The organism is Acinetobacter sp. CAU_H_56, from assembly GCF_058599425.1.
Genome location: NZ_CM178654.1, coordinates 1,511,324 through 1,527,484, shown reverse-complemented (window position 1 = coordinate 1,527,484; position 16,161 = coordinate 1,511,324). Strand labels below are relative to the sequence as shown.

Annotated in this window: 12 protein-coding genes; 5 read left to right on the top strand and 7 right to left on the bottom strand. The window is 43.1% G+C overall.

The window, feature by feature from the left end; all coding sequences use genetic code 11:
- Nucleotides 1-131: 131 nt before the first annotated feature.
- Entirely contained in the window at nt 132-968 is an 837-nt protein-coding gene (locus AC4MCC_RS07410; protein WP_004785687.1) for an IclR family transcriptional regulator, read from the top strand.
- Between the two features lie 164 nt (nt 969-1,132).
- Here AC4MCC_RS07410 and AC4MCC_RS07405 read toward each other — a convergent pair whose 3' ends face one another.
- The 5 genes from AC4MCC_RS07405 to betI form a co-directional block, all read right to left on the bottom strand.
- Complete coding sequence (locus AC4MCC_RS07405) at nt 1,133-3,331, bottom strand: OsmC domain/YcaO domain-containing protein (RefSeq protein ID WP_491885045.1); 2,199 nt, start codon at nt 3,329-3,331, stop codon at nt 1,133-1,135.
- Nucleotides 3,332-3,686: 355 nt separating this feature from the next.
- Complete coding sequence (locus AC4MCC_RS07400) at nt 3,687-4,457, bottom strand: TorF family putative porin (RefSeq protein WP_491880047.1); 771 nt, start codon at nt 4,455-4,457, stop codon at nt 3,687-3,689.
- Between the two features lie 127 nt (nt 4,458-4,584).
- The gene (gene betA / locus AC4MCC_RS07395) at nt 4,585-6,240 is read right to left on the bottom strand and encodes a choline dehydrogenase (protein ID WP_491885832.1); all 1,656 of its coding nucleotides are present in this window, start codon (nt 6,238-6,240) and stop codon (nt 4,585-4,587) included.
- Between the two features lie 10 nt (nt 6,241-6,250).
- Nucleotides 6,251-7,726 (bottom strand): betaine-aldehyde dehydrogenase, encoded by a 1,476-nt coding sequence (gene betB, locus AC4MCC_RS07390; protein ID WP_159122946.1) that lies wholly within the window; start codon nt 7,724-7,726, stop codon nt 6,251-6,253.
- 21 nt (nt 7,727-7,747) lie between these two features.
- Nucleotides 7,748-8,326 (bottom strand): transcriptional regulator BetI, encoded by a 579-nt coding sequence (gene betI / locus AC4MCC_RS07385; protein WP_005235723.1) that lies wholly within the window; start codon nt 8,324-8,326, stop codon nt 7,748-7,750.
- A 271-nt stretch (nt 8,327-8,597) separates the two neighbouring features.
- On the opposite strand from betI, the gene AC4MCC_RS07380 reads away from it, so the two are divergent.
- Nucleotides 8,598-10,634 (top strand): choline transporter, encoded by a 2,037-nt coding sequence (locus tag AC4MCC_RS07380; RefSeq protein WP_160255607.1) that lies wholly within the window; start codon nt 8,598-8,600, stop codon nt 10,632-10,634.
- A 28-nt stretch (nt 10,635-10,662) separates the two neighbouring features.
- Nucleotides 10,663-11,271, top strand: coding sequence for a MarC family protein (locus tag AC4MCC_RS07375; RefSeq protein ID WP_491885831.1), 609 nt, complete (start codon nt 10,663-10,665; stop codon nt 11,269-11,271).
- Between the two features lie 64 nt (nt 11,272-11,335).
- Here the strand turns inward: AC4MCC_RS07375 and AC4MCC_RS07370 are convergent, their stop codons facing one another.
- Nucleotides 11,336-13,501, bottom strand: a complete 2,166-nt coding sequence (locus tag AC4MCC_RS07370) for a TonB-dependent receptor family protein (protein WP_491885830.1) — start codon at nt 13,499-13,501, stop codon at nt 11,336-11,338.
- A gap of 483 nt (nt 13,502-13,984) precedes the next feature.
- The gene (locus tag AC4MCC_RS07365; protein WP_491885829.1) at nt 13,985-14,137 is read right to left on the bottom strand and encodes a hypothetical protein; all 153 of its coding nucleotides are present in this window, start codon (nt 14,135-14,137) and stop codon (nt 13,985-13,987) included.
- 393 nt (nt 14,138-14,530) lie between these two features.
- On the opposite strand from AC4MCC_RS07365, the gene AC4MCC_RS07360 reads away from it, so the two are divergent.
- Complete coding sequence (locus AC4MCC_RS07360) at nt 14,531-15,109, top strand: ANTAR domain-containing response regulator (RefSeq protein ID WP_004785667.1); 579 nt, start codon at nt 14,531-14,533, stop codon at nt 15,107-15,109.
- Between the two features lie 10 nt (nt 15,110-15,119).
- On the top strand, nt 15,120-16,124 hold the full coding sequence (locus AC4MCC_RS07355) for an ABC transporter substrate-binding protein (protein ID WP_491885828.1): 1,005 nt from the start codon (nt 15,120-15,122) through the stop codon (nt 16,122-16,124).
- The last annotated feature ends 37 nt before the right edge of the window (nt 16,125-16,161 follow it).

Genomic DNA, 16,161 nt, shown 5'->3' with positions numbered 1-16,161 from the left:
GTTAATTGACCTAAATACAGATAAAGTGAGCACTTTTTTATTTATTTTTATCATTAATAGAAGTGTTTTATTTTGTATCGTGAAATTTAATTGCTATCATATTTATTAATTTACCTTTAATTGCTCTGACCATGACAAAAAATAAAACTGGCGAAATACCTAATTTTGATGAGATCCGTTTAGATCCGATTTCACATATTCATAGAGAAAATAACCCACAATTTATCGCGTCTATTGCACGTGGTTTAGAAATCCTGAGATGTTTTTCTGCAACGAATCAATTACTGGGTAACCAGGAAATTGCACAGCTGACTAATCTGCCAAAACCGACTGTTGCCCGGATCACCAGCACGCTGGTTTCTTTAGGTTATCTAAAACAGCTACCTAATACGACCAAATACCTATTGGATGTTGGCGTATTGGCTTTGGGTTATGCGGCGCTCAGCAATATTTCTGCCCGTACCCAGGCATATCCATTTATGGAAGAAATGTCACGTTATGCCCAAGCCCCTGTCGCCATGGCAACACGTGATCGTCTGAGCATGATTTATCTGGAAGTCGTTCACACAGAGTCTACTTTAACCATGCGTCGTCCAGTTGGCTCTACCTTGCCTATTCATAGTAGTGCGATGGGCCGTGCCTGTCTGGCTGCGATGGAAGTTAAAGAACGTGAGTATCTGTTTGATGCGATCAAGAAAAGAAATGAAGATCAATGGCCAACCATTAAGCGTAATTTAGAACGTGCTATCCGTGATTATCAGGATTATGGCTATTGCCTATCTCTGGGTGACTGGGCCAAAGATGTGAACTCTGTTGCAGTGCCATTGATTCATCCTAAACATGGTATTTTGACCTTTAACTGTGGTGCCCCAACTTATTTACTCAATCAGGAAAAACTGGAAAATGAAATCGGTCCTCGCCTGATTCATATGGTCAATAATATTTCCCTGACTTTAAATAATATTTAAGCTGTTATTTAAGATTTAAATGGGCGGCAATGATCGCCCTTTATTTTTTTCTTTTTGAGACTACTCGTAAGATGTTAGAGCAATATAAAAAATAGCCCATTCTAAGATGAGCTATTTTTTATAAGATTTAAAGATCAACAAATTTGGCTGATGATCTTCTCAGCTTATTGTGCTACAAACTTGGCACGCGCTGCATGCAGTTTCTTATAGCTATCAATTAAACGTAGATGACGATCCAGACCTTCAAGCTGCATATTGGTTTCAGCTAAACCGTAGAAACGTACTGTACCTTCTACTGAACCGAGGACTGCATCCATACGGGCATCGCCAAACATACGGCGGAAGTTATGTTCATAGTCTTCCAGTTCCATTTCATCATCCAGAATGACTTCAAGCACTACATTCATGCATTGATAGAACAGGCCACGTTCAACCGTGTTGGTATTGTATTGCAGGAACTGCTCAACCAGATCTTTAGCTTCTTCAAATTGCTGTAGAGCCAGATAGATCAGCAGTTTTAGTTCCAGAATGGTCAGCTGACCCCATTCGGTATTTTCGTCAAATTCAATCCCGATCAGGGTACGAATCTCGGTGTAATCATCTTCATCTGCTTCTTCCAGACGTTCAACCAGAGCTTCCAGCTGTTCATCATCCAGACGATGCAGGTTCAGGATATCTTCACGATATAACAACGCCTTGTTGGTATTGTCCCAAACTAGATCTTCAACCAGATAAATTTCAGAATAACCCGGCACCAGAATACGACAAGCGGTTGCACCTAAATGCTGATAGACCGCCATATAAACTTCGTGGCCCATCTCTTCCAGAATGGTAAACAATTCCTGCGCTTCATCGGCATTTGAGTTTTGACCATTATTGGTGAAATCCCACTCGACAAAATCATAATCAGATTTTGCACTGAAGAAACGCCAAGACACCACACCACTAGAGTCAATAAAGTGCTCAACAAAGTTATTCGGTTCAGTGACTGCATTTGAGCTAAAGGTGGGTTTTGGCAGATCATTCAGGCCTTCAAAACTACGGCCTTGTAACAGTTCAGTCAGACTGCGCTCTAAAGCCACTTCAAAGTTTGGATGTGCACCAAATGAGGCAAAGACACCACCCGTACGCGGGTTCATCAAGGTCACGCACATCACCGGGAACTGACCGCCTAAAGAAGCATCTTTGACCAGTACTGGAAAGCCTTGCTCTTCTAAGCCTTTAATGCCTTCAACAATTTTCGGATATTTTGCCAGTACGTGTTCAGGTACATCCGGCAGTGCCAGTTCACCTTCCAGAATTTCACGCTTAACCGCACGTTCGAAAATTTCAGACAGACATTGTACTTGAGCTTCAGCCAAGGTATTGCCCGCGCTCATACCATTACTGAGATACAGGTTTTCAATCAGATTCGATGGGAAATATACAGTTTCACCATCAGACTGACGTACAAATGGCAATGAACAGATACCGCGTGCTTTATTACCTGAGTTAGTATCATAAAGATGAGTGCCTAGTAATTCATCTTCAGGATCATAAATTTCACGGGTATGTTCGTCTAAAACTTCTTCTGGCAATTCACCATTTGGACCTGGCTGGAACCATTTTTCATCCGGATAATGCACAAATTCTGCATTGGCAATATCTTCACCCCAGAACTGATCGTTATAGAAGAAGTTACAGTTCAGACGTTCAATGAATTCACCCAGTGCAGACGCCAGCGCACTTTCTTTGGTTGAACCTTTACCATTGGTAAAGCACATTGGTGACTGAGCATCACGAATATGCAGTGACCAGACATTCGGTACGATATTACGCCAAGACGCAATTTCAATCTTCATGCCGAGGCCTGCCAGAATCGCAGACATATTGGCAATGGTTTCTTCAAGTGGCAGGTCTTTACCCGGAATACAGGTCAGGCTGTCTGAAGCCAGATTAGGCATTAATAATGCCTGCGCATCGGCATCAATACTTTCAACTTCTTCTATGACAAATTCGGGACCGGTCTGAATCACTTTTTTAACAGTACAGCGGTCAATCGAACGCAAAATCCCCTGACGGTCTTTTTCAGAGATATCAGCTGGTAACTCAACCTGAATTTTAAAAATCTGTTTGTAACGGTTTTCAGGATCGACGATATTGTTTTGGGACAGACGGATATTGTCGGTCGGAATGTCACGCGCTGCACAATAGACTTTAACAAAATAAGCTGCACACAGCGCAGATGAAGCCAGAAAATAATCAAATGGACCTGGCGCAGAACCATCACCTTTATAGCGAATCGGCTGATCGGCGATTACCGTGAAGTCATCGAACTTGGCTTCTTGACGAAGATTATCGAGATAATTGACCTTAATTTCCATGTGGATACCTAAATATTCTTATGTGCCGCCACGGACAGATAAGATGCTAAATCTGAATATACAAGCCGAATCACGGAGGAGAATTTGACTCAAAAATAAAAATAACCCGGGTTAAACCTTCAACTAGTTAGTTTGAGGATTAGCTCGAGTAAGAATGGGCGCTATTATAGAATCATTTTATGAAATTGATAATGTTTGCTCGAATTTCCTGCAGATTTATCAAAATATCTGTTAATTAAATATTCAGGAAATCTGGCTTTAAGCCGGGAACAGGCTGTTTTTATTGATACATGCTGTTCCCGACTGGATTTTATGGACTGCGAAATGCGTCTTTTAAATCAGATCAAGATCCAACTTAAAAGTCATAGCCAATACCAAACACAGCGAGATCGCGCTGTTTATCACCAAAACGGTCGTAACCACCGAAGATATAATCACCAGACAAGGTCAATTTCGGCGCAACTTCATAACTTAATCCAGCAGTTGCATAACGGAAAGCATGCTGTTTTGTGGTATTACCTAGCTCATTACCTTCATATTTACCTTCATCATTAAAATAACCACCTGCTGCACCGACATGCGCACCAAACTTGTTATTAATCTGATGGGTTAAATCCAGGGTATAAAAAGTATCACCTTGATTGGCATAGGCGACATCATATAAATAGGTCGATACACCCGCTGTGACGCTGGTCTTGTCATTCAGTGCACGACTTACATTCAAACCTAATTCATTTGAAGTGGTATGGCTGCCACCCGGATAATAGTAGGTCGCATCCCAAAAATTCCAGTCGTAGTTTTCACTGCTATAGGTATAGCCCACGATAAAATCATGTTCGACTTTATCGCGACGATGTGACTTCTTGCCTTCCAGTTCCGGATAGGAATAACCTAAGGTTGAGCCCCAGTAACCGACATAAAAATTACCATAAGCCAGATTCAGCGCTGCCTGTAAGGCAACGTCATCATTTTCTGGCGCATTGGTCAGACCACGGGAGATGTATTTAGAAACTACACTGATGTTTCCACTGGTTTCAATTTTTTTTGCTTCTGCATCATCTGCAAAACAATAAACACTAGAAACAGCAGCACAGCCGAAAAGGACTGTTTGTTTGAAAATTCTCATAAAATATAAATTATATTAAGCAAAGAATGGATAACACTGAAACCGATGACAGCCCTATCCAGCTTTGGGTAAAAATAAATTTCGCTATATTCCTTGATGCAACAAGCAACAGGAATATAGCCATGACTTAAGCGCGTGGGGCCCGGTAGAAAGGCGCTGTAGAAGCAGGTAATGCCTGCTTGCCACGGATATGATCTGCAAGCTTTTCAGCCATCATGATCGTGGTTGCATTGAGGTTGCCTGTAATAATAAGCGGCATAATTGAAGCATCGATGACACGTAGGCCTTGCATCTCATGCACACGCCCATAACCATCGACAACTGCCATATCATCCTCACCCATTTTACAGCTACAGGACGGATGATACGCTGTTTCTGCATGATTACGAACAAATTCATCAATTTCTGCATCAGTTTGCAGATTTTTGCCCGGACTGATTTCCTCACCACGATAGGGATCCAGGGCGGGCTGATGCATAATTTCACGGGTAATACGGATAGCATCCCGGAATTCGCGCCAGTCCTGTTCAGTGCTCATATAGTTGAACAGAATGCTTGGATGTTCAAATGGATCTTTGGATTTCAGGTGAACCCGACCACGAGATGGTGAACGCATAGAACCGACATGGGCCTGGAAACCGTGCTCATGAATAGCATTGGTCCCATTATAGTTAATCGCCACTGGCAGGAAGTGGTATTGGATGTTTGGCCATTCAAACTCATCCGAAGAACGGATAAAGCCTCCGGCTTCAAACTGGTTGCTGGCGCCAATGCCTTTGCCCAGGAATAGCCATTCTGCGCCAATCATGGGCTGGTTATACCATTTCAATGCCGGATATAAACTGACCGGTTTTTTGCACTTATATTGTAAGTACATTTCCAGATGGTCTTGCAGGTTTTCACCCACACCCGGCAGATCCTGAACCACGGGAATATCCAGACTTTTTAATAACTCAGCCGGACCTACACCAGAGCGTTGCAGGATTTGTGGAGATGCAATTGCACCTGCACATAGTAGAACTTCACGATCCGCAAAGACCTGAATCGGCTGCAAGGTATTTTGACCTTCAAAATATTCTACGCCAATCGCCTGATTACGATTGAACAGAATTCGGTTGGTCATGGCATGGGTAATAATAGTGAGATTATCCCGGCCTTTGGCCATATCCAGATAACCACGTGCCGTACTGGAGCGACGACCTTGTGGTGTCACAGTACGATCCATTGGCCCGAAGCCTTCCTGTTGGTAGCCATTCAAGTCATCGGTACGTGGATAACCGGCTTGAACCCCAGCTTCGATCATGGCATGAAACAGTTCATTATTGCCCTGTTTAGGCGTTGCCACCGAAACCGGACCTGAATCGCCATGATAGTCATTGCCGCCAATATCGCGGGTTTCAGCTTTTTTGTAATAGGGTAGACACTGCGCATAGTTCCAGTGTTCCAGACCTTTAAGGCTGGCCCACTGTTCCAGATCCATAGCATTACCACGGATATAGCACATGCCATTAATCAGTGAAGATCCGCCCAGACCTTTACCACGACCACATTCCATACGGCGATTGTTCATGTGGGGTTCTGGATCAGTCAGGTAGGCCCAGTTATAACGGCGTCCTTGTAAAGGATAAGCCAAAGCAGCCGGCATCTGGGTTCTAAAATCCAGACGATAGTCCGGGCCACCCGCCTCAAGTAATAGCACTTTAGTATCTGGATCTTCAGTTAAACGCGCTGCTAGAACATTCCCCGCAGAACCCGCACCGATAATAATATAGTCGTAATTCATCAAATCCCCCTTATGCGCTAAATACAGACTGGAAAGGACTGAGTTCGACCTGAACCGATTTGGTCTGGGTGTAGTGCTGTAAGGTCACAAGCCCATTTTCACGTCCGACACCGGAGTGCTTATAACCACCGACCGGCATTTCTGCAGGCGATTCACCCCAGGTATTGATCCAGCAGATACCCGCTTCTACCTGATGAATAATTCGGTGGGCACGGGCTAAGTCTGGTGTGACGACACCTGCAGCCAGACCATAATCGGTATCATTGGCACGGCGAATCGCTTCTTGCTCGGTGTCATAACTCAAGATGCTCATGACTGGACCGAAGATTTCTTCACGTACAATGGTCATGTCATCGCGGCAGTCGGTAAACACGGTTGGCAGGACATACGCCCCTTGGGCAAACTGTTCATCCTCAGCACGGCCGCCGCCACATAATAGGCGTGCCCCTTCTATCTTGCCTTTCTCGATATAACCCAGTACTTTTTCCATATGTTCAAAGCTGGAAACCGGACCGAAATTGGTTTCAGGATCGAGAGGATCACCCATACGGATATGTTCAACACGCTGCAAAATCTTTTCTTCAAATTCTGCTTTCAATGCCAAAGGTACAAAAACGCGAGTACCGTTAGTACACACCTGACCGGAGCTATAGAAATTCGCCATCATGGCAATATCAGCCGCCAGATCCAGATCGGCATCTTCACAGATAATCAGCGGAGACTTACCACCCAGCTCCATGGTGACTTCTTTCAAACTAGAATTAGCAGCTTGCGCCATGACTTTTTTACCGGTTGAAACGCCACCAGTAAACGATACTTTGGCAATATCAGGATGCGAAGTCAGATAACCACCAATTTCACCACTGCCGGTAACCACATTAAAGACACCATGCGGTACACCAGCTTCAGTATAAATTTCTGCCAGTTTCAGCGCAGTTAAAGGCGTAACTTCACTGGCTTTGAAAATCATGGCATTGCCTGCAGCGAGTGCCGGTGCAGATTTCCACAATGCGATCTGAATCGGATAATTCCATGCGCCAATCCCGGCAACCACACCCAAAGGTTCACGGCGGGTATAGACAAAGGAACTGCTTCTCAGCGGGATTTGCTGGCCTTCAAGAACCGGTAGAATCCCCGCATAATATTCGAGTACATCTGCACCTGTCGTAATATCAACAGTCGATGTTTCACTAAAGGCTTTACCGCTGTCCAGGCTTTCTAATTTTGCCAGCTCATCGTTGCGCTCGCGTAAAATGGCGACTGCCTTGTTCAAGATGCGCGAACGTTGAATCGCGGTCATTTCTGCCCAGACTTTTTGCCCTTGTTGTGCAGATTCAACCGCACGATCAATATCGTTTTTTGAACAGACCTGCACTTCAGCCAGGACTTCGCCTGTTGCAGGGTTAATAGTTTGAAACGTGCTATTGGACGTTGCATCGACATATTGTCCATGGATATAAGGACGTTGCAGTTTGAATGTTGTCAATGGAATTCCCTCGCAGATTGGTTATTTGAGTTGTTGCCGGATATATTCACTACACAGTTCAATCGGCAGTTCTGGATCAATTTCGCCACTTACTAAAGCACCTCTTAGCCAGAATCCATCAATGAGTGCAGCCAGACCTTGTGCTGCCTTCTCAGCTTGATCCTTACTCAGCTTTTTCATGAATTCATATTTAAGATTGGAATGTAAGCGGTAATGGTTTATTTGCTGTAAACGATGTAAATCAGGCTGATGCAAACTGCTGGCCCAAAAAGCCAACCACACCTTCATGGCCGCTTTATCCGTTTGTGGAGCAGTAAAATTGCCACGCACAATCGCCAGTAAGCGTTGTTCAGGGGCGTCATTCACCTGTGACTTGATTTCAGCAACAGATTTACCTAATTGCTGCAATAAGTAACGCATTGTGGCTTCAATTAACCCATTTTTACCTTGAAAATAATGACTTATGATGCCGGTTGAGACACCTGCCCTCTGAGCAATCTGACTAATTGAAGCTTCTGCAAAACCTAGCTCATTCACTGCAGCTAAGGTGGCATCGATCAGTTGCTGACGACGGATCGGTTGCATACCAACTTTTGGCATAGGACTAACCTGAATAACGGATGTAGCAATAAAAAATCATTCTGCTAAAGCAAATAGCTGAATGATGTAACAATTCATAAACGCTTTTTTAATTGAACGTTCAATTAATAAAAATTATAGTGCCAGCTCACCCTTGATGTACAGCGCAGTTTGTTTTGGATTTGCAAAAGTTTGTAATTCACGAAAACAAGGAAGCTTTAGGGCCAGTTTTTGCTTTTAAATCACACTGCACTGTAGATCATCCGGCAACAAAAACGATGGTCAGAGATTTATGCAAAAGAAAAACGAAGAGGTGCAAGATAGTCTGAATAAGGTAGTCTTTTATTGTTCGGCGACGCTTATTCTGCTGTTTTCTATCATCACAATTTTATTTAATGAACAAGCCAATCTAGTCATTATTAATATTTTAAACTGGGTGAGTAGTACCTTTAGCTGGTATTACCTGCTGGCGGCAACGCTGTATCTGGTTTTTATTGTCTTTATCGCCTGCTCACGTTATGGCGAAATCAAGCTTGGTCCAAAACATTCTAAACCCGAATTCAGCCTGCTGAGCTGGTCGGCCATGTTGTTCTCAGCCGGGATCGGGATTGACTTGATGTTCTTCTCGGTCGCTGAACCCCTGTCTCATTATATGAGTCCTCCAGTCGGTGAAGCTGAAACCTTTGAAGCTGCACGCCAGTCTATGGTCTGGACCCTGTTTCACTATGGTCTGACCGGCTGGAGCATGTATGCGCTGATTGGGGTTGCGTTGGGATATTTCAGTTATCGCTATAATTTACCACTGACAATTCGCTCTGCGCTTTATCCTATTTTTGGAAAAAGAATTAATGGCCCAATTGGCCATACAGTAGATACCGCTGCAGTACTCGGTACGATTTTTGGTATTGCCACAACCTGCGGTATTGGTGTGGTTCAGCTAAATTACGGTCTGCATGTCCTGTTTGGCTTGCCGGAAAATATCTGGATTCAAACTGCATTAATTGGTGTTGCAGTCATTATTACTATTATTTCAGTCACTGCGGGTGTCAATAAAGGTATTCGGGTTCTGTCTGAAATTAATATCTATGTATCAATCGGGTTGCTGCTCTTTATTCTCTTTATGGGAAATACAGAGTTTTTATTAGCGGCTCTAATTCAGAATTTTGGTGATTATCTCAGCCAGTTCCCGAAACTCTCTTTAAGCAGTTTTCCTTTTGAGCAGCCTAAAGAATGGATGAATAGCTGGACCCTGTTCTTCTGGGCATGGTGGATTGCCTGGTCGCCTTTTGTCGGTCTGTTCCTGGCACGTATTTCCCGTGGTCGTACTATTCGTGAATTTGTCACCGGGACTTTAGTTATTCCTCTGTTATTTACCCTGACCTGGTTGTCTATTTTCGGTAACAGTGCTTTATACAGCGTGATTTTTGATGGTAATACTCAGCTTGCGACAACTGTTTTAGAAAATCCAGCGCATGGTTTTTATGACCTGCTAGCACAGTATCCAGGTTTCACATTTCTCGCAGGTGTCGCCACCATTACAGGTTTGCTGTTCTATGTGACTTCAGCGGATTCAGGGGCATTGGTATTGGGGAACTTCACCACTAAATTCACTAATATTGAGCATGATTCACCGCGCTGGCTCAGTGTGTTCTGGGCCATTGCTATCGGTTTGCTAACTTTGGCAATGCTCATGGCGAATGGCGTGACAGCATTACAGAACACCACGATTATTATGGGTCTGCCTTTTAGTTTCGTGATTTTCTTTGTGATGGCCGGACTGTATAAGTCCTTGCGTCTGGAGGATTTTCGGCAGGCCAGTACCAGTCTGAATGCTGCGCCTGTGGTCGGTAATGTGGACATCCTGAACTGGAAGAAGCGTCTGAGCCGGGTCATGCTGCATCCAAGCCTATCCCAGACCCGAACCATGCTGGATAATGTTTGCAAACCAGCCATTGAGGCCGTTGCAACCGAGTTAATTGACAAAGGCATTCAAGTAAATATTCAGGAAAAACCGCTTGAGGAAGAACCTGAACTGTATCATCTGGATCTCACCATTCAGCTGGATGAAGAAGAAAACTTTGTCTATGAAATATGGCCGGTACGCTATGACACGCCAAATTTCAGTTCACGGGGTAAACGAACCAAACGTTATTACTATCGTCTGGAAAGTTATCTGTTTGAAGGCTCTCAGGGCAACGATCTGGTCGGTTATAGTAAGGAACAGGTGATCAATGACATCCTGGATAAATATGAACGCCATATGATGTATCTGCATATTAACCGGATCAGCCCAGGTAAACGTCCGCTGTTCCCGGACCGTGAAATCTAGGATATCTCAACTACGGAAGGACTGAATGATGTCAGAAAGTTTGAATGCATTTGCCCTGTTTTTCTCCCTGCTCAACCCTTTTCTGATGAGTATCTATATGCTCGGAATTATCCGTAATTCCGACGCAAAAGTATTCAACATGGCATTGATTCATGGCAGTCTGATCAGCTTTATTGTGTTCATCATTTTTGCAAAAACCGGTGAAGCCTTCTTTAATGAAGTCTTGCATGTACGGTTTGAGTCCTTCCAGATTTTTGGCGGTATTATTTTTCTGGTGATTGGCTATCGTTATGTCTTTGAAGGTGCTGATACGATTGGTGTGATGCGTGGAGCGCCCAGTCATCTGGCGGGTACGATTGCCATGCCGTTTATGATCGGTCCCGGCACCATTTCGGCTTCCGTGATTACCGGGATTCAGCTCAGTTTAATGCAAACCATTCTGGTGATCTTTTTCACTTTATTTTTAACCTGTAGCTTACTGATCCTGATGAAGTATCTGCATGATCATATGCAGCACAAATATTCTAATTATATTGACCTTTATGTCGATATCGTTGGTCGTGTCGCAGCACTATTAATCGGAACCATCGCCATTGATATGATTGTGACAGGTGTCAGTGGAATTCTGGAAGGCTAGTTTTATATAAGCTGACAATAAAAAAAGCGGGCAAAAATGCCCGCTTTTTTATGCAGTGATGATTTTAAAATTTAAACGACACGCCTGCATAAGTCGAGAAGCCTTCACCCGGTGAAGATCGTGCTCGATCTGCACCTTTGTCGTCATAGCCTGGAATTACCACTGCTGCATATTTTTCATCGGTGATGTTCTTGAAGTTAACCCAGGCACTCCATGACTGATCTTCTGGCGCATATCCTAGATCAATACCCCAGATCTGATAATCATCACTGAAGCGGCTATTGGCATAGTCATGTGCCATCTTCGATGCATATTCAGTATTTAGCCCCACATAAAGACCGTTATTCAAGGCATAACTGAGCTGTGCCTGATAAAGATGTTTTGGAATTCCCGGCAACTGGTTTTTGCCAAATAAAGGATCATTCTTATACTGGAAATCACTCAAGGTATAAGCTTGACGTAGACGAAGCTCACCCTGCTGCGATACATACAATGGTGTATCCAGACTGAGTTCTACACCTTGATGAAGGGTTGGAGTTGCATTGGATTCAACAGCAATTGGCTCAGAAGGTCGTTCCGATCCATCCTCATAGGTTTTGATCAACTCTGAGGTTAATAACTCGTTTTTAACTTTGGAATAATAATAGCTCAGTGCCCATTCACCCCAATCTGATTGGCCCCTGCCACCCAGTTCTAAAGTATTTGCAGTTTGCGTGTCCAGATAAATAGGTTCACGTACCCGCCCTGAAGCGACACCACTATCAAAATAATAAGGTGAAGACCATGCCATTGCCCATGGATGTGCCGGTTCAATACTACGACTTAAATTGGCAAACCATTGCAGCATCTCACTTGGCTGATAAGTCAGGCCAATACGCGGGGCGAAATTCCATTCATAGCGGCTAACTTCAGGACTAGCCACAGGATAAGTCACTTCACTCTCACGGTGGGTATAGGCTGCTGCCAATCCTAGATCAAGCTTAAACTGATCATTCAACTGGGTTTCCTGATCAAATTGCAGCACATTGTCTGAACCACGATAGGTATAACGGCGTGTTACGGTACCTGCTGGATACTCCTCCCCGTTTATAACCCGATCAGTTCTTAAACTTTCGGTAACCCCACTGTTTGGACGGTGCGTGGTACTTCGAAAAGCAACTCGTCCTTGATGTTCAAGACCGAACAACTGATAAGGCTTTTCATACTGAATCCGTGCACTAATATCTTCATAATCGACATTGGTACGATAACTACTTTCACGTAGATCCAATGGATAATGATGATAAGCCAGACTACCGGTCAGTTTGGCATCATCCTGCAAGTTCCAGGTGGTAGTATTTGCCAGCCAGGTACTGCCCGGCTGAATCCGCTTGGCATCTACAGCCAGATTAAAATCATTGGCTGCTCCAGGATTATTCTTGAGCTGTTCCTGGGTAATGCGCCCCGGCGTTAAATGTTTGCTTTCACGGTAACGGGCATAAAAGCGGGTCTCAATATCGGGACTGATCTGATAACCCAGATTAAAAGCCAGACCTTTACCATCACTTTCGGCATGATCCTGAATCCCATCAAACTGCGAACCCGTCACTGCCAGATAATAATCTAACTTGTCGAGTTGTCGGCCAGTACTAAACTGGTATTTCTGATAGCCATGGCTACCCGCTTCATATTTTAATTCAGAGCCATTCTGCTCTGCACCAGTCTTACTTTTATAGTTAACTGTTCCACCTAAGGACAATCCGCCCTGTTTTAAACCATTGGCACCACGGTACACCCCAACATGATCAATCCACCACGGTTCAAGCAGTTCATAAGCTGTACCACCCGGTCCGGTAAAGGGAATATCATCGATCATGACATAAGTTCCGGATGCATGTGCACCAGAAGTACGGTTAATGCCAGAACCACGGATAGAAATTTTGGCTCCTTCATTGCCCGGAGACTGGGCATAAATACCGGGCTGGAGACGAAAGACGTCAGCAGTGGTTCCCAGACGCTGATGTTCTAACTGCTGATCTGAAATAAAATTGGTTCCTCCCGAAACGCTGGCAAGTTCGGCCACAGTCTGTTGCTGGGAATTTGTATTTTGCTCCGTGGTCACCACAATAGTGTCCAGTTGCTGAACACTATCCTGCGCTAGCGTAGTTTCAGCATAAAGATGGCCTGAAAATGCCGACAGTATCATCAGGCTAAGCGGATTTTTCTTGAGAGGAATTTTTGTCATATTCATGGCGAATTTATACAATCCTGTATAAGTGATCCTGATCTGCTTTAGGACTTGGCTTAAAATTTAAGCTGTAGCATAAATGAAGCATGCAAAATTAAGCAGATATTTTCTGCCAAAATATCTGACTGGTGCGGCAATATTTTTAATTTATTCTATACAAATAATCTGTCAGTACTTTGCAAGATCACAGACAGATTTAAACAAGTTCTGACATCTAATTTATTAAGTATTTGTAATTTATAGATATGTATTTTTTTCTTGCAACCATCTTATTTGAGTTGGCAAAAAGTGATTTAAATTAAAAATTTTGAAGATATAAACAATATTCTGATTCATAAAGATCAGTTTAATAGACAGGTTTACAGACTAAAACCTAAGTGATGATCAGAAAATAAAACTCTTACTTTTTGAACTATGGCTTATAAATTTTAGCCCCAAAAAAGAAACCCTCCTGCTGGAGAGTTTCTTCATGTATTTTGGCTATTATTATTTAGAGGCATTTTCAATTACTTGCGCTTGTAATGGTGCAGCTTGCCGGGTTTCGGCTGATTTTTTCTTGGTTTTCATTTCTGCCACTTTGGCCAGAGTTTTCTCGGTAAAGCGTAAACCACCGTCTTCTGCCATCACATTACCCGCCATCAAAAGACTGCTTATTACTAGCAGGGATGGTATAAATTGTAATTTCATGTCTATTCCACCTTTTTATTTTATAGTGGATTAAAAATAAGCAATTATTATTCCAATATTTTTATCTATATTTGATTTTTTATTTTTCCCGATCATCTGGATGAAATTAAAATTGATCTAAGCGGTAATTTTTATATTCTTTATTGCCTTAAAACTCCTTATTTTAGTGCGATTATTTCAACAACGCCTTATTTTAGTTAGGTTAATTCGGCCTTTTAAGTTCCTCTGCACTATTTTTATGACACTTTTAACCTAATCTCTTAATTTTTTGCACCAAATTGCATGGTATGTTTTTTGCATAAGTCCTTATGGAATATTCCCCGATGTACTAGCTAAAAATCTTGCATGTCTAAATTACGAATTGCCCTGATTGATGATGATCCAGAACGCGCTGAATTTATTCAGGCTTCTTTGCTTGCGCATGATTTTCATGTGGTGGCCTGTGTCATTCTGAATGACCTCAATATTGTTGATATCAAAAGTCTGCATGCCGATGTCATTCTGTTAAATATGGATCATCCTCATCGCGATATTATCGAAAGCTGCGTGAGTCAGTATGAATTACCTACGGTTCTATTTACCCAAAATTCCAACAAGGACACCATCAGAAATGCCATTGATGCCGGAGTCACGGCATATATTGTGGACGGGATCGATCCAACCAAACTGGAAAATATTCTGGAAATATCGATTGAACAATTCCAGAAACATAAAAAACTGTTACATGACCTGAAGGAAACTCAGGAAAAATTAAGTGATCGCAGGGATATTGATAAAGCCAAAGTCCTGCTGATCCAGCTGCATGGACTGAGCGAAGAAGAAGCATTTGCCCTGTTGCGCAAAAATGCCATGAGTCACCGGATTACCATTGGCGATATGGCAAGGCGCTTACTTGATGCACAAAAACTGTTATCCGGCCAATAAGGAGCATTCAATGACAACATTAGAAAAAACAGAACTCAATATTGGCTATATTCCACTGCTTGATTGTGTTGCCATTCTCTGGGCGGAGCGTCAAGGTTATTTTACTGAACAGGGTTTAAAGGTAAATCTGATCCGTGAAGCCTCCTGGTCCAGCTTACGCGACCGTCTGGCCTATGGCTTTCTGGATGCTGCCCATTGCCTATCTGCCATGCTTCCCGCGGCTGCTTTGGGCGCAGACCAGTTACAAGTCGCTTTGCAGACTCCATTAGTACTCAGTATCAATCAGGCATTTATCAGTTTAAGACAGGATCTCTGCTATGAACTCGGCATTCAGCCTGAAGATAATGAACGGATCACGTCACAAAAGCTGGTCAGTGCCTTAAAGCAGCAACACAAAGTAGGCCTGGCACATGTTTATAAATACTCCATTCATCATTACTGTTTAAGAGAATGGCTGGCTTTAACTGATGCGCAATATGCCAAAAATATATTGCTCAAGACCTCACCACCCCCTTTGATGGTTAAAGGAATTGCAGCACAGATTTTTGATGGTTTTTGTGTGGGTGAGCCATGGAATATTCAGGCCAAGCTTGAAGGTTATAGCCTGATTGTTGCAGCTAGTCAGAATGTCATTCCTAAAGTGGCAGACAAAGTGTTGGCAATAACTCAGGAATGGGGCGAGTTGCATCCACTGACTGTAGAGGCCTTAGTCGCTGCTGTAAAAAAAGCCCAGATAGATTTAAAGCATACTACCAATCTTTCTGAAGTTTGGGACATGCTGATGGATTATCAGATCATCCAGTTTGAATGTTCTGCGCAGCAACATGTGTATGACTTCCATAAAATCCAGAAGATTATCCGTAATATGCATGGTGAAAGTGCTGAACCGAAATTAGCAGATTTTATCTGGCTGCTGGATCAGATCCAGAAATGGGATGATGTTGAACTTTCTCAAGAAGACCAACAGCAAATTGCCCAGCAGTGTATTTATCAGCAAGATTCAGTGGTGATTTAAAATTATTGCAATAAAAAACCCAGAATTGTTCTGGGTC

Bases quoted from the DNA above. Each gene is read 5' to 3' on its own strand.
- AC4MCC_RS07410 (WP_004785687.1), top strand. From the start codon at position 132: ATGACAAAAAATAAAACTGGCGAAATACCTAATTTTGATGAGATCCGT.
- AC4MCC_RS07405 (WP_491885045.1), bottom strand. From the start codon at position 3,331: ATGGAAATTAAGGTCAATTATCTCGATAATCTTCGTCAAGAAGCCAAG.
- AC4MCC_RS07400 (WP_491880047.1), bottom strand. From the start codon at position 4,457: ATGAGAATTTTCAAACAAACAGTCCTTTTCGGCTGTGCTGCTGTTTCT.
- betA (WP_491885832.1), bottom strand. From the start codon at position 6,240: ATGAATTACGACTATATTATTATCGGTGCGGGTTCTGCGGGGAATGTT.
- betI (WP_005235723.1), bottom strand. From the start codon at position 8,326: ATGCCAAAAGTTGGTATGCAACCGATCCGTCGTCAGCAACTGATCGAT.
- AC4MCC_RS07380 (WP_160255607.1), top strand. From the start codon at position 8,598: ATGCAAAAGAAAAACGAAGAGGTGCAAGATAGTCTGAATAAGGTAGTC.
- AC4MCC_RS07375 (WP_491885831.1), top strand. From the start codon at position 10,663: ATGTCAGAAAGTTTGAATGCATTTGCCCTGTTTTTCTCCCTGCTCAAC.
- AC4MCC_RS07370 (WP_491885830.1), bottom strand. From the start codon at position 13,501: ATGAATATGACAAAAATTCCTCTCAAGAAAAATCCGCTTAGCCTGATG.
- AC4MCC_RS07365 (WP_491885829.1), bottom strand. From the start codon at position 14,137: ATGGCGGGTAATGTGATGGCAGAAGACGGTGGTTTACGCTTTACCGAG.
- AC4MCC_RS07360 (WP_004785667.1), top strand. From the start codon at position 14,531: ATGTCTAAATTACGAATTGCCCTGATTGATGATGATCCAGAACGCGCT.
- AC4MCC_RS07355 (WP_491885828.1), top strand. From the start codon at position 15,120: ATGACAACATTAGAAAAAACAGAACTCAATATTGGCTATATTCCACTG.